A 22,184-nucleotide genomic window follows, 5' to 3' on the forward strand; every position below is an offset into this window, starting at 1 on the left:
AGGTGGATAAAATCTGCCTGTGTTTTTATAATTATTTGTTAGGAGCACATTTGTGAAACATCTATTTATTTGAAAAAGTGTTTTACTGATTGAATATTTTAAATAAAAGTGGTATAATCAGTTTAAGTGAAAAGCTTTTCCTAAGAAAGGCTAATTAGCAATTATACATTAGGAGGTATTTCTATGAAAAGAAATAGTAAATTAGCATTATTATTAGTATTAGTAATGCTAGCAACAGTTTTTGTAGCTTGTAATAAGCAAGAGGGCGGATCAAGCTCTGAAGGTCCTAAAGAATCTACAGAATCTACAGAATCTAAGGAAGCTGGCGGAACTCAAAACATTATTATGGCTACTGGTGGAACAACAGGTACATACTACTCATTAGGTGGTACCTTAGCTCAAATTATGAACTCAAATGCAGAAGGCGTAAATATCACTGCTCAATCTACTGGTGCTTCAGTTGAAAACGTAAGACTACTAGCAACAGGTGATGCAGAATTAGCCCTTCTACAAAACGACGTATTAGACTATGCTTATAATGGTAAAGAATTATTTGATGCTAAAGTTGAAAACGTTAGAGCAGTTGCTTCTCTATATCCAGAAATCATCCAAATCGTTGGTAGAGAAGACATTAAAACTCTTGAAGACCTTAAAGGCAAAAAAGTTTCTGTTGGTGCAGCAGGATCAGGTACAGAAGCAAATGCTAAACAAATTCTTGCAGCAGCTGGAATTTCTTATGATGATATTGACGATCGTTACCTTACTTTCTCAGAATCAGCAGATGCTTTTAAAGATGGTCAAATTGACGCCTTCTTTGTAACAGCAGGTATTCCAAATGCTTCTATCCAAGATATTACAGCCCAACATAAGATTTCTATTATTGATATTCCAACTGAAGTTGCTCAATCAGTAATAGCTGACTATCCATTCTACATTGAATTTACAATTCCAGCTGGAACTTATCCAGGCGTAGATACAGATATTAACACTGTAGCTGTACTTGCAGTACTTGCAACTAATGCTGAAGAATCAGAAGATACAATTTATAATATTACTAAGGCTCTTTATGAACATTTAGATACTCTAGCTGATTCTCATGCAAAAGGTAAAGAAATCATGTTAGAAAAAGCAGCTGATGGTATTTCAATTCCATTCCATCCAGGTGCAGAAAAATATTTAAAAGAAGCAGGCGTTTTAAAATAGAATAAGCAAAAGGGCTAGTGGACTAGCTAGCCCTTATTTATTTTTAGGCATTTTACATGAAAAAACTTATTGGTCTTTTATTTTTATTAATATTACTTTTGTTTTTGCCAATTTTTAACTGTTTTACAATTTCTAATGGGTCTACAGACCAGCTAGTTTTTGTAGGTAAAATAAAAGATTTTGAAAACTTTGATGTTGATTTTACCCATTCGGTAAATAAAACTCCAGTAAAGGAATTTTATAAAATTAAAGGCAAGGGTTTTAATCTTTATAAGGCAGAGTTTTCTTCATATGGAGCTGGCATGTCTGATGGAATGGATATAGACAGAGCCAAGATTTCTCATGGAGAAAACAATGAGATCTACTTAGATTTAGATGATGACTTTGAAATTATTACCTATTATGTAGGAACTGTAGCAGATCATAGAATAAATTATAAGGATAAGACACTTCATTTAAACCAACTTTTAGAAGTAAAAAGTCCTGCTGTTTTAGCTCTTAAGAGACTATCAATATTTGATATTTTAAAGGTTGGCAAATAAAAAATATTAGTAAAAGCAAGAGGACCTTAAAAAAGGAGAAAAAATGAGTAAAAAAGACTTAGAGAAAGATAAAATTTCTCCTCAAGATGTTGAAAAAGAGGGCATGACTCAAGAGGAATTAGACGAATTTTTATCTTCTATAGACAAGGAGTCTTCATATAGGAGACTAGAAGGCTGGCAAAATAAGCTAGTAATATTTATTGCTATAGCTTTTTCAATCTTCCAATTATATACATCAATTTTTGGAATGTTACCAGCCCAAAAACAAAGAAATATTCACCTTTGTTTTGTATTAGTGTTAGCTTACTTAATGTATCCAGGAACTTCTAAAGGCAACAGGAAGAAGTTTGGAGTAATTGATGTTATTGTTGCATGTCTTGGAGCAGCAGCTACCCTTTATTCTGTAATAAACTACGAACCACTTATTCGTAGGGCAGGTATGCAAACTCAAGTAGACATTGTATTTGGTGTTATAGGAGTTATTTTAGTCCTTGAAGCTGCTAGAAGAGTAGTAGGTACACCAATTGTAGTAGTTGCATCTGTATTTTTCTTATATTGTTTCGCAGGACCATACTTACCAGGATTTTTAAATCACAGGGGTTATTCTTTTACTAGGGTAATTTCTCATATGTGGTTTACAACTGAAGGTATAATTGGTACACCACTTGGAGTATCATCTACCTTTGTATTCTTGTTTATACTCTTTGGATCCTTCCTAAATGAAACAGGTATAGGAGAATTCTTTATAGACATAGCTAATGCTATTGCAGGTTGGGCTAGAGGTGGTCCAGCTAAGGTTTCTGTTATTTCTTCAGCCTTAATGGGAACAGTTTCTGGTTCATCAGTTGCAAATACAGTAGGAACTGGATCATTTACTATTCCACTAATGAAAAGACTTGGCTACCATGCAAACTTTGCAGGAGCTGTAGAAGCAACTGCTTCAACTGGTGGACAAATTATGCCACCGATTATGGGTGCAGCAGCCTTCTTAATGGCAGAATTTGCAGGTGTTCCTTATAAACAAGTAGCAGCAGCAGCTATTATTCCAGCCTTACTTTATTTTACAGGAATTTGGCTATCAGTTGACTTTGAAGCAAAAAAACTTGGCTTATCAGGTATGACCAAAGAAGAACTTCCAAAGCCAGGAAAAGTATTTAAAGAAAAAGGTCACTTAGTTTTACCACTTATTGGTATTATTTATTTCTTAGTATCTGGTGCTACTCCACTTAGAGCAGCCTTAGCTGGTATTGTACTATCAGTTGTAGCAGCGGCTTTAAAGAAAGATACTAGACTTTCTTTTAAACAAATATTAGGATGTTTAGAATCAGGTGCCAAGGGTGCTCTTTCTGTTGGTGCAGCTTGTGCTTGTGCTGGTATTATAGTAGGATCTGTTACTCTAACAGGACTTGGTCTAAAATTAGGTAACGGTCTTGTAGAACTAGCAGGTGGATCACTACTTCTAACTATGGTATTTACAATGATTTCTTGTATAATACTAGGAATGGGTATTCCAACAACTGCTAACTATGTAATTACATCTACAGTTGCAGCTCCAGCTTTAATGCAATTAGGAGTTCCAACTTTAGCAGCTCACATGTTCTGCTTCTACTTTGGTATAGTAGCAGATATTACTCCACCAGTTGCCCTAGCAGCTTATGCAGGATCTGGTATTTCTGGAGGAGACCCACTTAAGACAGGCTTCCAAGCAGTTAGACTTGCTATTGCAGCCTTCTTAATACCATACTTGTTTGTTTATAATCCAGTAATGTTATTAATTGATGCCAACTTCTTAAGAGTAATAACAGTTGTTATTTCTGCCCTAATTGGTATGGTTGGTATTTCAGCTGGTTTATCTAACTACTTTGTAGCTAAAACAAATATTGTAGAAAAAATAATTCTACTAGTAGGAGGATTTGGCTTACTAGTACCTGGAACTGTTACCGACATAATGGGTGTTGCAGCTCTAGTAGTAGTATTCTTCTTACAAAAAGTTAGAACTAAAAAAGCTAATTAAAACAAGTATATTTTAAATAAAATCAAGAAGTTAACTATTAATTTAGTTAGCTTCTTTTTTATAAAGAGAAATTTATTTCTAAGTAAAGGTCACTTTAGAAAAATCAAAATTAAATAAAAATATAGGGTCATAGACTTGATTATTAATGGCCTATATTGTATAATTTTACAGTATCTTAAATACGCACTCTTTTCTACGAAGGGAGGGATTTAGATGTCTGAAATTAGAGTTGGAGAAAATGAGTCATTAGACAATGCTCTTAAAAGATTCAAAAGACAATGTGCAACAAGTGGTATTCTTCGTGAAATTAGACAAAGAGAACACTACGAAAAACCTAGCGTAAAGAAAAAGAAAAAAGCTGAAGAAGCACGTAGAAAGAACCGTAGAAATCGTTAAGAAGGTGATCACATGTCTTTAAAAGAAAAACTTATGGAAGATTTAAAGACTTCCATGAAGAATAAGGACATTCTAAGAAAAAATACCATAACTATGGTAAGAGCTGCCATCAAACAAGAAGAAGTTGATAAAAGAATTGACTTAGATGATGAAGGCATTATCCAAATAATGGGTAAACAGCTCAAAGAAAAGAGAAACTCAATTGAAGAATTCCAGAAGGGTAACAGACAAGACTTGGTAGACCAAGCTGAAGCTGAAATTGCCATCCTCCTTGAATACTTACCAAAACAATTAACCGAAGAAGAACTGACTGAAATAGTAAAAGAAGTTCTTGACCAAGGTGGCTATACATCAATGAAAGACATGGGTAAAATCATGAAAGATGTTATGCCTAAGGTTCAAGGAAAAGCTGACGGCAACATGGTCAACCAAGTTGTTAGAAAAATTTTAGCCTAATCTTCAATAAGCGTAGGGTTTATGACCTTACGCTTTTTTTATGGGAAAATTAAAAATATTATTGACTGAAAGAGTTAAACCGTTTATACTGTATATATAAAACATATACAGACATAAATAGAAATAGGTAGCTTATGAAAATAATAATATCAAATGCAAAAAACCAGCCAATTTATGAACAAATTTATGAGCAAATAAAAGAACAGGTATTAACAGGGACCTTAAAAGAAGACCAGGCTCTGCCGTCAATAAGGACCTTGGCCAAAGACTTAAAAATATCTGTTATTACGACAAAAAGGGCCTATGACGACCTAGAAAGAGATGGATTTATATACACAATTCCATCTAAGGGATCCTATATTAAAGGAGCCAACTTAGACTTTATTAAAGAAGAATATCTTAGACTTATGGAAGAATCACTAAGGCAGGCCAAAGACCAGGCCAAGTTTGCAGGATTAGACAAGGACCAGGCCCTTGAAGCTTTTAAATTTATTTGGGAGGAAGAAAATGACTAAGGCTATAGAAATTAAAGATTTAAATCTTAGGCTAATAAGCAAAGACCCTAGAGATCAAGACTTTGAACTTAAAAATATTAATCTAGACATTCCCCAAGGAACTATAGTAGGTCTAATTGGAAAAAATGGAGCAGGAAAGACTACTTTAATTAGGGCTATAATGAATGCGGTAAAGGCTGACCAAGGGACCATTAAAGTATTTGGAGTAAACAATAAGATTAAAAACTTTGCTAAGGTGAAAGAAAATATTGGCCTAGGCCTAACAGACTTGCCTTTTTCAGGAAAAAATAACATTTATGAGCTAGATGAATTTTATTCAAAAGTTTATAAATATTGGGACAGGTCATTTTTTTTAGATCTTGCCAGAGAATTAAAAATTCCTGCATCTAAACAGGTTAAAGAATACTCTACAGGAATGAAAAAGAGCCTTTCTTTGGCCTTGGGTCTTGGCAACAAACCAGATTTATTAATTTTTGATGAAATTACTGCAAACTTAGATCCCTTTGCTAGGGATAAGATTTTAGATATCATTTATGATTATTCTAGAGATCCAAAGAAGACAGTTTTAATTTCTTCTCATATCCTTTCTGACTTAGAAAAAATTTGTGACTATATTATTTATTTAGACAAGGGCCAAGTTAAACTTTTTGAAGAAAAAGATAGGCTCATGGAAAAATATGTCTTAATAAAAGTAGGCAAGGAAACTTATGAAAAGATCGACAAGGGAAAAATCATAAGTGAGAAAAAATCTCCCTATGCCTATGAACTTTTAATGGAAAGAAAAGACCTTCCTCAGGGAATAGACCCAGAATTTATTTCTTTAGATGACTTATTTATTAGATTGTTTGGAGGTTCAAATGAAAACAAAGGCAATTAGAGAATTTGAAAAAAGCCAGGGCTTAGGAAGTTTAATTGATAGACTTTTAATTCTAACTATATTTGTTATGCCATCATTTGCTTGGAGAATGGGATTATTTTTTCTTTATATGATTATATTGTTCTGGAGAGACATGAAAGCAAAAAAAGAAAGGTCTGAAAACTTGTTAGTAGAAGCTATATATTATTATTCATATTTTCCCTTTGTAAAGGAAGATTTTTTAAAAGCATGGTTTATCGATGACATTGAAAGACTTATTCTTATAATTATAATGGCCTTTAATATTAGAATTTTTTCAATGCACAGAATCACATCTTATAAACCTGTACTTGAATTTATGAGCCTATTTTTATTTTTTCTTGGGATTTTTAAGCCAGCAAAAATTTATAGCATATTTTATAATGAGAAGAAAAAGACTACTTTATACAAAGTTTATCTTATAGTAAGTGTAATTTTACTTGTTCTAGGAATAATTTATACCTTAGCCTTTATCATCAGCATTAATTCTAATCAAAACATCTTAGTTGAAAAAATAATTACAAGACAAAACCTAATAGGAGCAAGTGTTATCTCTTTTGCTATTTATATTTTTGGAAATAATTTGGCTCTAGTAGATTGGGATAAGACTTATAAAGAAAAGTAGTAAAATTCCGCATAGAAACTAATAAGTTACAGATAAGTTCTTTTAGCAACCAGGGCTTTATGGTAGACTATAAGCAAGTAAAGCACAAAAAGGAGGAAGTTTATGGCTAGAATTGGATATGCTGAGTTACTTATATTATTGCCATATTTAATATTTATTGTTTTAGGTATATATCTGTTTATACTTATTGTCAAGGCTTTAAAAACCTATATAAAAACAAATAACAAAACAGGAGATCCTCAAGTTAAAAAAACTATAGGTCAAATAATTAAATCTTATAGGACCGAAAACAATATGACTCAAGAATACCTAGCAGAAGCCCTAGGTATTTCTAGGCAGTCAGTTTCAAAATGGGAACAGGGAATAACAGAACCTTCCACATCAAACCTTTTGGCCTTGGCCAAGGTCTTTCATGTTTCGCCAGAAGAACTTTTAAAAAATTTAGAAAAATAAATTTTAATTTGTCATAAGAGCCTTTGTAATTCAAGGGTTCTTTTTTTATTTTCATACTTAAAAAAGTAAAACTCGTCTAGTTCAAGAACTTTTTTAAAATCAATTTGATATTGTAATTTATAAGGGAAAAATTCATCAGATAAAATCGAAAATAATCCCCAATTTGTCGACTCTATAGGTTATAATTAAAAAAGAGACTTTATATTTTTACAAAGTTAGTTTATAATAAAAAACAGAACATTAGTTTGCTAGGAGATAATATGAAAATTAAAATTATAAATAAAAGTACAAATGATCTACCAGCCTATAAGACGCCAGGTTCTGCTGGTATGGATATAAGGGCTTTTTTAAAAGAACCTCTTAAACTTAAAGTAGGAGACATAGCTTTAGTTCCTACAGGTTTATATTTAGAAATTCCTGATGGCTACGAGGTCCAAGTTAGAGCAAGATCTGGACTTTCTCTAAAAAACGGAATCACCCTTGCTAATGGCATAGGAACAATTGATTCTGATTATAGGGGAGAACTAGGTGTAATATTAATTAACCTAGGCAAGGAGGACTTTGTTATTAACAATGGAGATAGGATTGCTCAAATGGTAGCTATTAAGTACGAAAAAGTTCAAATAGAAGAAGTATTAGAATTAGAAGAAACTCAAAGGGCTGACGGCGGTTTTGGCTCTAGTGGAATAAAATAAAATGGCAAAGAGAAAAGTAAGGAAAAAACAAAAATCATTTAATTTAAAAAATTTTGAAATAAGTAATTTGGCCAGGGGCATTATGGTTGTAATTGCAATTTTATTGTGCCTATGTTTTTATTCTGCTGGCATGGGAGCCATAGGCTTATTTATAAAGAGGTCTTTTTACTTTTTATTTGGATCTGGATCAGTGGGTATTCCTATTTTACTTATTTTTATTGCTATTAATTCATATTTAAATTCAATTGAAACCTCAGACTTTTCTTTAATCTTTGCAGGCCTTGGAATTTTAATTGTTCTATCTATATTTTTAGATACAATTTCTTCCCAAGCTGGAATTTATGTCAATAGGTTTTTCTTTGATATGGATCCTAGACTTTTAGGAATTAATGGAGGATATTTAGGCGCATATTTTAGCTCATTTTTATTAAATCTATTTGGGTCTCTAGGCCTAAGTATAGTTTTATTAATAACTTTTTCTCTTCTCTTAGTTGTATTTTTTAACTTAGACTATGAAGCAATTGCCCTTGGTCTTATGGACTTTTTTGCAGGCCTTGGACAAAGTTTAAAGTCAGGCTTTGGAAGTATTAAAGACAAGGCCATAGCTACTAGAGAAAAAAATAAAATTAACAGAGAAGTTAGGGAGCTGGAAGAAGATAATGAAAGAAGTCAAATTAAAATAAACTCTGGATCCTTAATGGATTCTAGTCAGGCCTTTGAAGAAGAACCAACAAAGAAAGAAAGAGTTTTAGACTTTAAAATTAATAGCAAGGACTTTGATCAAGATGACTACAATGTAGCAAGCAGGGAAGATGTATCGCTTGAAGAAATAAAGGCCAAGGAGGCAGAGGAAGAAGAAAAAATTTCTAAGGTAAGTACAGCTGATAAAATCCTCTTAGAAAAAGAAATTTCTGACAAGACTGAAGAGAAAATTGACTATGAAATCCCACCTCTTTCTCTTTTAAATAAACCAATGAAAAAGGGAAAGATTAACACAGATGAAATCTATGAAAATAGCAAGATTATTGAAGAGACTATGGCAAACTTTGGCATCTCAGCCAAGGTTGAACAAGTAAACTCAGGACCTGCAGTAACTTGTTATGAACTAGTTCCTGCTGCCAATGTAAAGCTATCGAAAATTGTTGGCCTAGCTGACAACCTAGCATTTTCACTGGCTTCATCTGATATTAGAATTGAGGCTCCTATTCCAGGAAAAACTGCAGTAGGCATTGAAATTCCAAACAGGGTTAAGTCAATGGTAACTTTAGAAGAAGTTATTGCCTCCAAAGAGTTTAGAGAATATGACTCTGACCTGCCTCTTGTTTTAGGCAAGGACACAGAAGGCTCTGTTGTCATTTCATCAATTGACGACATGCCTCACTTACTAGTAGCTGGTGCAACTGGCTCAGGTAAGTCTGTTTGCATAAACTCAATTATTATTTCACTCTTATATAAGACTTCGCCTGAAGACTTGAGAATGATTTTAATTGACCCAAAAATCGTTGAACTTGGTGTATATAATGCAATTCCTCACATGCTTATTCCAGTTGTAACTAATCCAAAAAAGGCAGCTACAACTTTGGCCTGGGCAGTTGAAGAAATGGAGAGAAGGTACAAGACCTTTGCAGAAAATTATGTTAAAGACATAAAGTCCTACAATGAAAAGATGGCTCCTTTTGGAGAGAAAATGTCAAAAATTGTAATTATAATTGACGAACTTGCAGACCTTATGATGGTTGCCTCTAATGAAGTTGAAGACTATATAGCCAGACTGGCTCAAATGGCTAGAGCTGCTGGTATGCATTTGATTTTAGCAACTCAAAGACCGTCAGTTGATGTTATTACAGGTGTGATTAAGGCCAATATTCCATCTAGGATTTCCTTTGCTGTAACATCTCAAGTTGACTCTAGAACTATTTTAGACTCTTCTGGAGCTGAAAAACTTTTAGGAAAAGGAGATATGTTATTCTATCCATCTTCTTATCCAAAGCCAAAGAGAATCCAAGGCTGCTTTGTTTCTCAAAAGGAAGTTGATAGGGTAATAAAATACTTTACAGACAAAAACTACGACCTTGCCCACAATGAAAATATTATTGAAGAAATAAAACAAGTTGATGCGACAAAAAAACTTGATGCTGATCCGCTAATGATGGATGCACTTAAGTTAGTTGTCTATGACGACCAGGCCTCAATTTCTTATTTACAGAGAAAACTTTCTATAGGCTATTCAAGGGCAGCTAGAATTGTAGACCAACTTGAAGAGCAAGGTTATGTTGGTCCAAGCAAGGGCTCAAAGCCAAGAGATATATTAATTACAGAAGAAGAATATTTACAACTAATGGGAGAAGATTTTGAATAAAAAAAATGTATATTTTACAACTCTAGGATGTTCAAAAAACGATGTTGACACAGACACTATGAGAACAATTTTAGAGGACAAAAACTATAGGTCAGTTTATCAACCAGACCAGGCTGATATTATTGTAGTAAACACCTGCGGCTTTATTGACGCAGCCAAAGAAGAATCTATTGGAGAGATTCTTGAAATGGCAGACTATAAGGCCGATTCTGAAAAAAAACTTTTAGTATCAGGTTGTCTGGCCCAAAGATATGCCAAGGAACTTTTAGAAGAAATTCCAGAAATCGATGGGATTATTGGAACTGGTCAAATAAAAAACATAGAAGCCTATATAGAACAAATAGACCGTGGAGACAGGATTAGTGAAACTGGAAATATAAATGCTACCTATGAAGAAGGACTTTATAAAAAAGATGTCTCTAAGACTGAATATGTAAAAATCGGTGAAGGCTGTAATAATTTTTGCTCCTACTGTATAATTCCAAAACTTAGAGGAAAAAACAGGTCGAGAAAAATTGAAGACATCTATAATGAAGTTTCATATTTAGTTTCTAAGGGAGCTAGAGAAATAATTTTAATAGCCCAAAACACAACTGACTACGGTATAGACAACTACAAAGACTATAGCCTAGCAAGACTTTTAAACAAGTTAGAGGAAATCGAAGACTTAAAGTGGATAAGGGTTTTATATTTATATCCAGATAACTTTACAGACGACCTAATAGAAGCCTTTAAAAACAATAAAAAATTAGTTCCCTATGTTGACATACCCCTCCAGCATATAAACGACAGTGTCCTTAAAAATATGAACAGGTCAACTGACAAGGCAACTATTATAAAATTAATAGAAAAACTTAGAAGAGAGGTTCCCAACATTGTAATCAGGTCAACCTTTATTGTAGGCTTTCCTCAAGAAAGCGAGGAAGATTTTTTAGAACTTGTTGACTTTTTAAAAGAAGTAAGGCTAGACAAGGTTGGAGTTTTTGAATACTCTCATGAAGAAGGAACCAAGGCCTATGACATGGACGGCCAAATTCCAGATGAAATTAAGGCCAAGAGAAAGTCTTATATAATGGAAGTTCAAGAAGAAATTTCAAATGCAAATATGGAAAAGTATTTAAATAAGACCTATGAGATGTTAGTAGAAGAAATTTATGACGATCTTTTAGTAGGAAGGACCATAATAGACAGTCCAGAAATTGATGGAGTAAGCTTAGTTTATGGGCCCTTTGACAAAGCCTACCAGCTTGGAGATTTTATAGATATAAAAATTATTGACCACTTAGAACACGATTTGATTGGAGAAATTTATGAACCTAGCAAATAAAATTACCTTAACCAGACTTTTTATGGTCCCAGTATTTATGGTTAGCATGTATCTTTTACCTGAAACTAGCCCAGTGCCTTTAATAATTTTTTCTGTAGCAGCACTGACAGATGCCTTAGATGGCTATGTAGCTAGACACTACAATATGATTACAACTTTTGGGAAATTTGTAGACCCTCTTGTAGACAAAATTTTAGTTCTTTCTGCTTTTTGTCTAATGCTAGAAAGACAGGCCCTTGCTGGTTGGATTTTAGTAATTATTGTTGCCAGAGAACTAATTATAACAGGTTTTAGGACCATAGCAGTTGAAAGGGGAATAACTATAGCAGCATCTCCCTTAGGAAAAATTAAAACTATTTCCCAAATGCTTGCAATTGTAGTTTATTTCTTAAGCCTAATGGTCCCAAGCCTTGCAGGCCTTTATAGGTTTTTAATTTACTTTGCCATGGTGGCTACAGTAGTTTCTGGGCTGGACTATTTAATTAAAAACAAAAACGTGCTAGAAGGTTAAGTATGAAAGTTGGAATTTTAAATATAGGTAATGAAGTCCTTTTAGGCCACACTATAAACACCAATCTTTCCTTAATAGCAAAAAAGCTTAGAGACTATGGAATTTTAGTTGGCGAGCAAAGGTGTGTTGAAGACAGAGAAGCAGATATAATATCTAGCTTAAAAGACCTAATGGCTAAATACGATTTAGTTTTTACATCTGGAGGTCTAGGACCAACTGATGATGATCTTAGCTCTCAGGCAGTAGCCAAGGCCTTAGGCAGGGACTTTGTATTTAATGAAGAAGCCTATGCCGATGTAGAAAATTATTTTAAAATATCTCACAGGGAAATGAGCCCTAACAATAAAAAGTTAGCCTACTTTCCACAGGGCGCAAACATTTTAAAAAACGATTTAGGAACAGCTGCTGGATATTATATAGAAGATGGGGGAAAGACCATAGTAGTTTTACCTGGACCACCAAGGGAAGTTGAAAATATTTTAGACAAGTTTTTAAAAAATCTTCCTAAAGAAGACATGCTTTTAACTACAATAAACACCTTTGGCCTAGGAGAATCAATGCTAGAAAATAGGCTAAGGTCATTAAATCTTTGTCCAGACTTATTTATAAACACCTATTTTAACTTTAACGGCGTAGATATTAAAATCTTAGCTGACGAGAAATACAAAGATGAATTCAATAAAGCTAAAGAAAAAATTTGCCTAGAATTTAAAGAAAATATTTACGACCTAGATTCTAAGTCAATTTCTAAGTCTCTACTAAATAAACTTAGGGAGAAAAATTTAAAAATTGCCTTTGCAGAATCTTGCACAGGTGGAAAGCTTGCTTCAAACTTTGTAGAAAATCCATCTGCATCAGATGCTCTACTTGCATCTCTAGTTACTTATAGCGAAGAGGCCAAGATGAAAGTATTAAAGATAAAAGAAGAGACACTTAAGGCTTATACAGCTGTAAGTGAAGAAACTGCAAGAGAGATGTTAGAAGGATTAAAAAATATTTTTGATGCTGACCTCTTTGCTGTAACAACAGGTTATGCATCTCCAACTAATGACCCGAAAACTGAAGGTCTTGTTTATATAGGCATATATAGCAAAAAAGATGATAAGACCCTAATTATAAAAAACCACTACCAAGGTTCTAGGGTACAAATTATAGATAGAGTTACTGCTAATGTGTATTTTAATTTAATAAAATTGATCTAAAAGGAGGACTTATGACTGAGAAAAATGAAAAGGCCAAGGCCTTAGACTCTGCCATTGCCAAAATTGAAAAGGAATTTGGAAAAGGGTCTATTATGAAAATGGGACAAGATACAACTAGGGAAATGGAAGTTATTCCAACTGGGTCTATAGAATTAGACATAGCCCTAGGAGTTGGTGGAATCCCACGTGGTAGAATTATAGAAATTTATGGTCCAGAATCTTCAGGTAAGACAACAGTGTCCCTACACATTGTTGCTGAAGCCCAAAAACTTGGCGGCAATGCTGCCTTTATTGACGCAGAACACGCCCTTGATCCAGAATACTCTAAGAGACTAGGAGTTAACATGGAAGAGCTTTTAGTTTCTCAACCAGATACTGGAGAAGAAGCTTTAGAAATTGCAGAAATGTTAGTAAGATCCAATGCTGTAGATATAATTGTAATTGACTCTGTAGCAGCTTTAGTCCCAAGAGCAGAAATTGAAGGAGCCATGGGAGACTCTTTTATCGGCCTTCAAGCTAGACTTATGAGCCAGGCCCTTAGAAAAATTACTGGAGCAATTTCAAAGTCAAACACAACTGTAATCTTTATTAACCAACTAAGAGAAAAAGTTGGAGTAATGTTTGGAAATCCTGAAACAACAACAGGAGGTAGGGCCCTTAAGTTCTATTCAAGTTTGAGAATAGAAGTTCGTAAGGCTGAAAACATTAAAAAAGGCGACGAATTTTTAGGCAACAAGGTTAGGGCCAAGGTTGTAAAAAACAAAGTTGCTCCACCATTTAAGACAGCAGAGTTTGATATTATGTATGGCGAAGGAATTTCAAAAATTTCTGGAGTAGTTGATGCTGCAGCCAATGCAGATATTATTCAAAAATCTGGATCTTGGTACAGCTACAATGACGACAGAATGGGCCAAGGAAAAGAAGCAGCCAAGGCTTATTTAGAAGAAAGACCTGAAACACTAAGAGAAGTTGAACTAAAGGTGAGAGAATTTTATAACCTAAATATCCCTCATGAACTAAAAGAACAAATTCAATCTGACCAAGAAGTTGATCAAGCAAAGAATAAAGAAGAACAAATAATATTTACAGAGGAAGAGTAGCAATGAAACTACTCTTCTTTACTGATACTCATATAAGACCATCTAATCCAAGAAATCGGTTAGATAATTTTTATGAATCAGTTTTGAAAAAGCTAGAAGAAATTAGAGATTATGCCAATTCCCATGACATTGACTATGTGATTCATGGGGGAGATATATTTGATAGGCCAGACTGTCCTATTAAGGCAACATCTCAAGTTGGTTTAATTCTAGCTTCTTTTAAAATGCCCATTTATATTGTAGTAGGCAACCACGATATTTTTGGCTACAACTTAGACACACTAGACAGGTCTATGCTAGGACTTTTAACTAGCTTTGGAATTTTAAAATTAATTGACAAGGATGGAGAGCTTTTAGAAAAAAAAGGCCAAAGAGTTTTGCTTTTAGGGAAAAACTTTTCAGCAGACCTTGATACAAGTAAAGATAATTATATTTTAAAAGACTCAGACATTAAATACCAAGCAGACAAGATTATAAATGTTGTCCATGGATTTTTAACAGACAGGCCTTTTATTAAATATGTTGACCATACATTAGTAGGAGAGATTGTTGACACCAAAGCTGACTTAACCTTGTCAGGCCACTATCACACAGGTTTTCCTATCCAAAAAATAGATGGAAAAATATTTGCAAATCCAGGGTCAATAGTTAGAATTACAAACTCCCTTGCTGAAATTAAAAGAAGGCCGAAATTTTTAGAAATTGAAGTCACTAAAGATGACGTAGAAGTTAGAGAAATATATTTAAAGTCAGCTAAGGCTGGCGAAGAAGTTCTAGACAGAAGTAAACTAATAGAAGACCAATACAAGGACCAAAGGCTAATGCTTTTTGCTGATAGCATTGACCAGTCCATTGATTTAGATTTAATTGACTTAGATGCAATTATTGATTCAATAGCAGGAGCTGAAGACTTTGACCAAGAAATTAAAAGCCAGGCAAAAATTAGAATTGAAAAAGCCAAGGAGATTATAAATGCTGACAATTAAAAGGTTAACTTTAGAAAATTTTCAATCTCATAAGTTTACTATAATAGACTTTGATGACGGCTTAAATGCAATAGTTGGACCTACAGATTCAGGCAAAACTGCAATTCTAAGGGCTATAAAATGGGTCTTATATAACGAACCACAAGGTGACAGCTTTATTAGACAAGGGGAGAGCCAAAGCAGTGTGCAAATTCTCTTTTCAAGTGGAGTGGTCGTAAAAAGATATAGGACCAAGTCAAAAAACGGCTATGAAATAACCTATGCAGATGGAAGCACAACAAGCTTTGAAGGCTTTGGCAGCCAAGTTCCCCAGGAAGTTCTCGAAGCTACGAAAATGCCTAAAATAACTTTGAGACAGGGAGAGACCAGGTCATTAAATATGGCAGAACAATTAGAAGGTCCCTTTCTCTTAACAGATAATCCTAGTTTAAAGGCAGCAGCAATTGGTAAACTAGTCCAAGCTGATGTAATAGACTATGCCCTAGGCCAAGTGAACCTAGACCTAAGAAATAAGAAAAAAGACTTTAGAGACCTAGAAGATGAATTAGAAAATTTAAACAAAGACTTAGAAGGCTATGCTTATTTAAAAGATCTTAGAAAAACTATTGCAGACTTAGAAAAAATCCAAGAAACTTTAAAGTCTAGGGAAGAGAAGTTACAGAAATTAATAGATCTTAGAGAAAACTACAACAAGATTCAAGACTTAATAGGCAAATTAGAAAACATAAAGACAAGTCTTAAAGATTTATCAAGTGTTGAAAACTTCTACTTTGAAGCATTTAATAAAATTGGACTTTTAAATAACCTAGACCATGTGGCTAAGGCGTATATCTTAAATAGAGAAAGGCTAAAGGCTACAGAAAGTATAAAAAACAAGTTAAAAGAAGTTGACCTAGCAGACAATACAATTAATAATCTAGGCAATAAAATTGCACACTTAGACCAGCTTAAGAATTTATTTTTAAACTTAGAGTCAAATAAAAAAAGAAAGACAAGTGTTGAAAAGGCTTATATAAAGCTAGGCCAAGTAGACCAGGCTCTAGAACTTTATAAGCTAGCATATAAGCTGGAGGGAAAATACAGGGACTATAGCACCGCTAGGACAAATCTACTAGTTTTAAAAGACCGAATAAAAAATGGCAATGCCTATATAAGTAATTTTCAAGATCTAGAAAAATCAGATGAATTATATGGTCTTATAAAACAAAGATTAGAAAAGGTTAAATTATTAGAAGAGAGAAAAACTCAACAAGATCTTAATAAAAATAAAATCTTAAAAGAAAAATCTACTATTAAAATTACAGAAGAGAAAATTAAGGACATTGAAGAATCTTATAAAAATTTAATAGCTGAGATGAAAATTTGTCCAACCTGTAAAAGACCCTTTGATTTAACAAATACAGATGAAATAATCAAACACCTAAGCGAATAGAAGAGGTAAAACATGAACTACGACCAAGAACTTAAAACTTTAAAAGAAGACCTAGACCAGGCAAAAAATTTAAAAAATAAGGCAGAAGGAACCTTAGAAGAATTAAAAAAACAAGAAGAACAAATTTTAAAACAACTAGAGGACTTAGGAGTAAATCCTGAAAACTTAGAAGATGAAATAAATAACTTGAAAAAAGAAATTGAAGATTTACTTGAAAAAGCCCAAGGAATGATTCCTAAAGACCTAATTAAAGGAAAATAATATGGACCTAAGCAAAGACTTAGCCCTATTAAAAGAACATTTTTATAGGGAAGAGACTAAGAAGAACATTTTAGAAGAAAAGAAAAAATCTCTAGATGATTCTCTTGAAAAAATTAAAAAAGAAACAGATACTCTAGAAAAACTTACAATTTTATTTCAAAAGACATCTAGGTATGCTAGAAACCAAGGAAAAACACAAATTGAAAGTCTAACAACCAGGTCGTTAAAATATATTTTTAAAAGGGATTATGACTTTCAAATTGAAATTAGCGAAAAGAGAAATACCTCTTCTGCTGATTTTTTTGTCCTAGAAGAAACTGATAATGGTCTAGTAAAAACTAAACCAGAAATTTCTAAAGGCGGAGGAATAGTAGACATAGTTAGTCTGGCACTTAGAATGGCTTTTTTAGAAAACTATAGGCCAAAAGTAGAAGGCCCATTAATTTTAGACGAGCCTGCCAAGCATGTAAGCGAAGAGTATATTTTTGATATTGGAGACTTCCTCCTACAATTTTCTCAGCAGATGAATAGGCAAATTATTATGATCACTCATAACAACCATCTAGCCAGTCTTGCAAAAACATCTTATAAAGTAAGCCAAGAAGATGGAATTTCTCATGTAGAAAAGATTCAAGCATAGAAAAAAATAATATTAAAAATAAAAGAATAAAAATCCATAAGCAACAACAAACAATTCTGATATTGACAACGATTTACTATTGACTATGTCTTAAAAAAGATATAAAATGAAATAGTATAGTTAATAAATTTTATACTGAGAATTAAATTTGAAACTTGAAAACTAAATATTGAAGGAGGTGTTCTTCATCGAATACGTTTACTATATTATTATGATTGTAGCAGGAGTGGCTATTGGATATTTTATTAGAAAAAGTGCTGCTGAAAAGAAAATCGGATCAGCAGAAGCCCATGCTAAAAATCTTATAATAGATGCAGAAAGACAAAGTGAATCAGTAAAAAAAGAAGCCTTATTAGAAGCTAAAGAAGAAATCCACAGGATGAGAACTGAAGCTGAAAATGAAAACAAGAGAAGAAGAGATGAAAACTCTGAACTTGAAAAGAGACTTCTAAACAAAGAAGACCAATTAACTAAAAAGGAAGACCAGCTTGATAAAAGAGCTACTAACCTTGAAAGAAAAGATCAATCAATAGCTGATAGGACAAAAGCAGTTGAAGCCAAAGAAGTTGAAGCTGAAAATCTTTTACAAAAGAGAATTTCAGAACTTGAAAGAGTTTCAGGCTACAGCACCCAACAAGCTAAGGATGTCCTTTTAGAAGAACTAAAAGGCGAAGTCATTCACGAATCTGCTGCTATTATTAAGGAATATGAAAACAGAACGAAAGAAGACAGTGAAAAAATTGCAAGAAATATTATCGCATATGCAATACAAAAATGTGCACCAGACTATGTTTCTGAGCTGACAATTTCTACAGTATCCCTACCTAATGATGATATGAAGGGAAGAATTATTGGAAGAGAAGGAAGAAACATTAGGGCTATTGAATCTCTAACAGGAGTTGATTTAATTATCGATGACACTCCAGAGGCGGTAACTCTTTCTAGCTTTGACCCAGTTAGAAGAGAAGTGGCGAGAATTGCTTTAGAAAGGCTAATTATAGACGGAAGAATTCATCCAACTAGGATTGAAGAAGTAGTTGAAAAAGCCGAAAGAGAAATTGACCAAAGCATTAAAGAAGCTGGTGAAGATGCAGTGTTCGAATTGGGGATACACGACATCCATCCTGAACTTAAGAAGACCTTAGGACGTTTAAAGTATCGTACATCTTACGGACAAAACGCCTTAAGACACTCTATAGAAGTTGCTAAACTATCAGGTTTTATGGCTGAACTAATTGGAGCAGATGTAAAGATGGCCAAGAGAGCTGGACTTTTACATGACATTGGAAAGGCTATTGACCAAGAATCTGAACAAACTCACATTGAGCTTGGTGCAGACTTGGCTAGAAGATATAAAGAACCTGACCAAGTTTTAAATGCCATTCAGTCTCACCATGGAGAAGTAGAGTTTAAATACCTAGAATCTGTTTTAGTTCAAGCTGCAGATGCCTTATCAGCAGCAAGACCAGGAGCTAGGAGAGAAACTTTACAATCTTATATTGCAAGACTAGAAAAGCTAGAAGAAATAGCAACATCTTTTGAAGGTATTGACAAGGCCTTTGCTGTTCAAGCAGGCAGAGAAATTAGAGTAGTTGTAAAACCAGAAAATGTTTCAGAAGCTGAAATGGTTGTACTATCTAGAGATATTGCCAATAGGATAGAAAGAGAAATGCAATATCCTGGCCAAATTAAAGTCAATATAATAAGAGAAACAAGAGCAATTGAATATGCGAAATAATCAGTAAAAATTTAATTAAAGAGATACCTGTTGGTGTCTCTTTTTTAATTGAGAAAATAAAAACCCTCCTTACTGGTTTGTCCAGTAAAGAGGGTATAGATAAAAATCCAAAAGGGGAAGTTTTAAAATATTAATTTGTCTAAGACAGGCCAGAAAATTGTTGCTAGCAACAGTTCCAACAAAATTACTAGAACTGTAATAACTAAGGCGATAACTAAATACCAGCCAAAGAAAATGCCTACACCTTCTTTTTCTTTTATCTTTTTATAATTAGTTAGTAAAAGTAAAAAGGCTAAAAGTATAAAGACAACCATAGTCTTTATTTTTGGACTTAGAACATGTAAGAGAGATTCTAAACTTTGTTCATCAACTTGAGTGAAATAAATATAGATACAATCTATAAGTAAATAAACAAGTGTTTGAACTAAAACAAAGAAAGAAATTACAGATCTCTTTAGTCTAAGGCCTATTGATTTAAAGGCCGAATTAGTTGCAGTCTGTATGGTTAAATAAATAATAATATACTTTAATAAGGAGAAGAAAACTAAAAATCCTTTATTTGGAATTAACCAGGATATTGGCCACAGGCAAATAATAAAAGTTATTACAAGTAGGGGGAGAGTTAACTTGGCCCCATAGGACAATAACTTTCTGACGCTGCCGTGAATTTTTGCGTTAGATTTTTTTAGGACCTTACTTGCCTTATTTTTTCCCTGCCTCTTATCAATTTCCTTATTTAAAATATTTCTCTCTTCTTCTGACAAAATTAAAGGCATGGTATCAGAAGATTCAACCGGAGAAGACATAATAATATCGATGTTGTCTACATTGGTCTTTTTATTATTCTTTTGACTCATTGTAAAGAACTTTCCAATGGATTTAAAGAATTCTAAAATTGGCTTAAAGAATGATTTAAGATAATTCTTTTTTGGCTTGACTTCTTTTTCTACTTTTTCTTTATTAGCCTTTGGCTTTTCTTTGGATTTTTTTATTTTCTTTACTTTAAGCTCTTTATAAGTTTCTTCTTTAGTTTTTATAGGAGCTTCTGGACTAGTAGCCTTTAATTTTATGTCTACTTTCTCAGTCGCTTTTTCTATAGGCTTATTTTCTAAAGGGCTTGTATCTTCTATAAGATCATCAATTTTATCAAAGTCTTCAACTTTAAGTTCGCCTTTTTCATGTTTATCTAAAAGCGAATCAATAACTGTTTTAGAATATCTTATTGTTTGGCCTTTATCTTCAAAAGTATAAGGCTTTGAAGTAGTCCTTTTAATAGTATCTTCTGGATCTACTGGCAAAGGCTTGTCAAAGTCAACTTCTTCTATATCTTCTGATTTAACCTTATCTTTTTCAGTAAAAAATTCTTTTATAGAAGCAAGTAACTTATTTTCCTTTTTTTCTTTATTAACATCTTTAGACTTAGTGTTTATATTTTTTTCTTGGTCCAGGGAATCTAAAATTTCTTCATAACTTATATCTCCTTGACCCTTCATTAGCCTGCGGTAGTTATCGTAAGACAAATCTAAAAGTCTATCTTCGTCTTCTTCATTTAAGAAATTGGATATTTTTTTGAAAAGACTTGTCTTATGTGATCTATCTTTTTTTGTTAGTTCAGCTGAATTACTAGCAGAAGATGTTTTGTTTTTAGAAATTTTTGTTGTTTTAAGCTTTTTAACAGAATCAGCTTTTTTAACTTCTTCTTTTAAATTATCTAAAACTTTATTTTCAGAAGTGTCTTCTTTTTGGTCTAAGGTCTTTTTATCTTGAGTTTTATTAGTTTGGACCTTGTAAAAATCTTTTGGATCATCTTCAAGTTTTTCAATTTGTTTTTCTACATCTGGTAGGCTTGGTTTCTTTTCAAAAAATGACTTGTCATAAGTTTCTTCCTCCATCATATATTCTAAAAATCTCTTTAAAGTAGATTTATCTGAAGGAGACTTGTCTTTTTTCTTAGTAAGATTTTTCTTAGTAAGATTCTTCTTAGGACTTTCAGAAGTATTTTCTTTAATGAATTTTTTATTTTTAAAGACATTTTTTTCTTTTCTGTCTTTTTTATCCATCAATAAAACTGTATCATCTTCTAGATTTTCATCTAACATTGAAGAAAATTCACCAGAAGCCTTTACAGGTCTTTTAAAAGTAGCTTCATTTTTTTTAGCTAGTTTGTCTGAAGTTTTATTTTTTTTCTGGGTCTTGGCTTCTTTAAATAAAATTTCTATGTCTGAAACCTTGTTTCCACAAACATAACAAAAGTTACTATTATCAGGTAATTTAGCCCCACATTTATTACAATACATTTATCCACCACCTTGCATTATTATTCTTTTTCATTTTGGCAGTCCTTACAAACTCCATGTATTTCGAAAATATGCCCCTTTGATTTAAAACCACTTTTATTTATTTTTTCAAAGAAGTCATGATCAATAGGGCAGTGGTCTAATTCAATTTGTTTATTACAAGAATCACAAACCATATAATGAATATCCACTTCTTCAAGAGAATAATAGGCTATGCCATCTTGTCTAACAACCTTATTAATAAAGCCTATTTCAGCTAGAGTATTTAGATTTCTATAAACAGTTGCTAGATTTATGTCATGGTTCTTTGATAAGTATGCATAAAGCTCTTCGGCACTAATAGGCTTCTTTATGCATTCTAAGCCATCAATTATTATTTCTCTTGTTTTCGTTCTCTTTAACTTATATTTTTTAAACAAATCCATGATTTCACCTACAAATAATTGTAACACAAAAGCAGATAATTTACATTTATAAACTTACAAATAAAATTTGAAAAGTTTTTAACTTTTATTGACAAAAACAACTTGGTAGAAT

22 protein-coding genes are annotated in these 22,184 nt (G+C 32.9%); 20 read left to right on the forward strand and 2 right to left on the reverse strand.

Annotation, left to right across the window (positions count from 1 at the left end):
• Positions 1-183: 183 nt before the first annotated feature.
• The 20 genes from BN2667_RS03420 (at position 184) to rny (ending at position 19,350) form a co-directional block, all read left to right on the forward strand.
• Positions 184-1,203, forward strand: a complete 1,020-nt coding sequence (locus BN2667_RS03420) for a TAXI family TRAP transporter solute-binding subunit (RefSeq protein WP_054251919.1) — start codon at positions 184-186, stop codon at positions 1,201-1,203.
• A gap of 56 nt (positions 1,204-1,259) precedes the next feature.
• A complete protein-coding gene (locus tag BN2667_RS03425) occupies positions 1,260-1,745 on the forward strand; it encodes a DUF1850 domain-containing protein (protein WP_054251920.1) in 486 nt (161 codons plus the stop codon).
• A gap of 43 nt (positions 1,746-1,788) precedes the next feature.
• Positions 1,789-3,759 carry a TRAP transporter permease gene (locus BN2667_RS03430; protein ID WP_154865143.1) on the forward strand — a complete coding sequence of 657 codons (1,971 nt, stop codon included), beginning with the start codon at positions 1,789-1,791 and terminating at the stop codon, positions 3,757-3,759.
• A gap of 213 nt (positions 3,760-3,972) precedes the next feature.
• Positions 3,973-4,155 (forward strand): 30S ribosomal protein S21, encoded by a 183-nt coding sequence (rpsU, locus tag BN2667_RS03435; protein ID WP_054251921.1) that lies wholly within the window; start codon positions 3,973-3,975, stop codon positions 4,153-4,155.
• A 12-nt stretch (positions 4,156-4,167) separates the two neighbouring features.
• Positions 4,168-4,611, forward strand: a complete 444-nt coding sequence (locus BN2667_RS03440; RefSeq protein ID WP_054251922.1) for a GatB/YqeY domain-containing protein — start codon at positions 4,168-4,170, stop codon at positions 4,609-4,611.
• A 134-nt stretch (positions 4,612-4,745) separates the two neighbouring features.
• Positions 4,746-5,126: a GntR family transcriptional regulator gene (locus BN2667_RS03445; protein WP_054251923.1), complete on the forward strand. Its 381-nt coding sequence runs from the start codon at positions 4,746-4,748 to the stop codon at positions 5,124-5,126.
• On the forward strand, positions 5,119-6,003 hold the full coding sequence (locus BN2667_RS03450) for an ABC transporter ATP-binding protein (protein WP_054251924.1): 885 nt from the start codon (positions 5,119-5,121) through the stop codon (positions 6,001-6,003). The genes BN2667_RS03445 and BN2667_RS03450 overlap by 8 nt, the downstream gene beginning before the upstream one ends.
• Positions 5,984-6,646, forward strand: coding sequence for a hypothetical protein (locus BN2667_RS03455; RefSeq protein WP_054251925.1), 663 nt, complete (start codon positions 5,984-5,986; stop codon positions 6,644-6,646). The genes BN2667_RS03450 and BN2667_RS03455 overlap by 20 nt, the downstream gene beginning before the upstream one ends.
• A gap of 102 nt (positions 6,647-6,748) precedes the next feature.
• The gene (locus BN2667_RS03460) at positions 6,749-7,099 is read left to right on the forward strand and encodes a helix-turn-helix domain-containing protein (RefSeq protein WP_054251926.1); all 351 of its coding nucleotides are present in this window, start codon (positions 6,749-6,751) and stop codon (positions 7,097-7,099) included.
• Positions 7,100-7,359: 260 nt separating this feature from the next.
• Positions 7,360-7,794, forward strand: coding sequence for a dUTP diphosphatase (dut, locus tag BN2667_RS03465; protein ID WP_054251927.1), 435 nt, complete (start codon positions 7,360-7,362; stop codon positions 7,792-7,794).
• Between the two features lies 1 nt (position 7,795).
• Positions 7,796-10,153 (forward strand): FtsK/SpoIIIE family DNA translocase, encoded by a 2,358-nt coding sequence (locus tag BN2667_RS03470; RefSeq protein WP_054251928.1) that lies wholly within the window; start codon positions 7,796-7,798, stop codon positions 10,151-10,153.
• The gene (gene rimO / locus BN2667_RS03475; RefSeq protein WP_054251929.1) at positions 10,146-11,480 is read left to right on the forward strand and encodes a 30S ribosomal protein S12 methylthiotransferase RimO; all 1,335 of its coding nucleotides are present in this window, start codon (positions 10,146-10,148) and stop codon (positions 11,478-11,480) included. Before BN2667_RS03470 ends, rimO begins: the two co-directional genes overlap by 8 nt.
• Positions 11,464-11,991: a CDP-diacylglycerol--glycerol-3-phosphate 3-phosphatidyltransferase gene (gene pgsA / locus BN2667_RS03480; protein WP_054251930.1), complete on the forward strand. Its 528-nt coding sequence runs from the start codon at positions 11,464-11,466 to the stop codon at positions 11,989-11,991. Before rimO ends, pgsA begins: the two co-directional genes overlap by 17 nt.
• 2 nt (positions 11,992-11,993) lie before the next feature.
• Positions 11,994-13,193 carry a nicotinamide-nucleotide amidohydrolase family protein gene (locus tag BN2667_RS03485; protein ID WP_054251931.1) on the forward strand — a complete coding sequence of 400 codons (1,200 nt, stop codon included), beginning with the start codon at positions 11,994-11,996 and terminating at the stop codon, positions 13,191-13,193.
• A gap of 11 nt (positions 13,194-13,204) precedes the next feature.
• Positions 13,205-14,293 carry a recombinase RecA gene (recA, locus tag BN2667_RS03490; protein WP_054251932.1) on the forward strand — a complete coding sequence of 363 codons (1,089 nt, stop codon included), beginning with the start codon at positions 13,205-13,207 and terminating at the stop codon, positions 14,291-14,293.
• 2 nt (positions 14,294-14,295) lie between these two features.
• A complete protein-coding gene (locus BN2667_RS03495) occupies positions 14,296-15,279 on the forward strand; it encodes a metallophosphoesterase family protein (RefSeq protein ID WP_054251933.1) in 984 nt (327 codons plus the stop codon).
• A complete protein-coding gene (locus BN2667_RS03500; protein ID WP_054251934.1) occupies positions 15,266-16,711 on the forward strand; it encodes an AAA family ATPase in 1,446 nt (481 codons plus the stop codon). The genes BN2667_RS03495 and BN2667_RS03500 overlap by 14 nt, the downstream gene beginning before the upstream one ends.
• A 12-nt stretch (positions 16,712-16,723) precedes the next feature.
• A complete protein-coding gene (locus tag BN2667_RS03505; RefSeq protein ID WP_054251935.1) occupies positions 16,724-16,972 on the forward strand; it encodes a hypothetical protein in 249 nt (82 codons plus the stop codon).
• Position 16,973: 1 nt separating this feature from the next.
• Positions 16,974-17,612 (forward strand): ATPase, encoded by a 639-nt coding sequence (locus BN2667_RS03510; RefSeq protein WP_054251936.1) that lies wholly within the window; start codon positions 16,974-16,976, stop codon positions 17,610-17,612.
• 187 nt (positions 17,613-17,799) lie between these two features.
• The gene (gene rny, locus BN2667_RS03515; RefSeq protein WP_242848714.1) at positions 17,800-19,350 is read left to right on the forward strand and encodes a ribonuclease Y; all 1,551 of its coding nucleotides are present in this window, start codon (positions 17,800-17,802) and stop codon (positions 19,348-19,350) included.
• A gap of 122 nt (positions 19,351-19,472) precedes the next feature.
• Here the strand turns inward: rny and BN2667_RS03520 are convergent, their stop codons facing one another.
• Together BN2667_RS03520 and BN2667_RS03525 are read right to left on the reverse strand one after the other, a co-directional pair.
• Positions 19,473-21,647: a zinc ribbon domain-containing protein gene (locus BN2667_RS03520; RefSeq protein ID WP_054251938.1), complete on the reverse strand. Its 2,175-nt coding sequence runs from the start codon at positions 21,645-21,647 to the stop codon at positions 19,473-19,475.
• 20 nt (positions 21,648-21,667) lie between these two features.
• On the reverse strand, positions 21,668-22,072 hold the full coding sequence (locus BN2667_RS03525; protein ID WP_054251939.1) for a Fur family transcriptional regulator: 405 nt from the start codon (positions 22,070-22,072) through the stop codon (positions 21,668-21,670).
• Positions 22,073-22,184 lie beyond the last annotated feature (112 nt).

The organism is Neofamilia massiliensis (assembly GCF_001299475.1).
Classification (GTDB): Bacteria; Bacillota; Clostridia; order Tissierellales; family Peptoniphilaceae; genus Neofamilia; species Neofamilia massiliensis.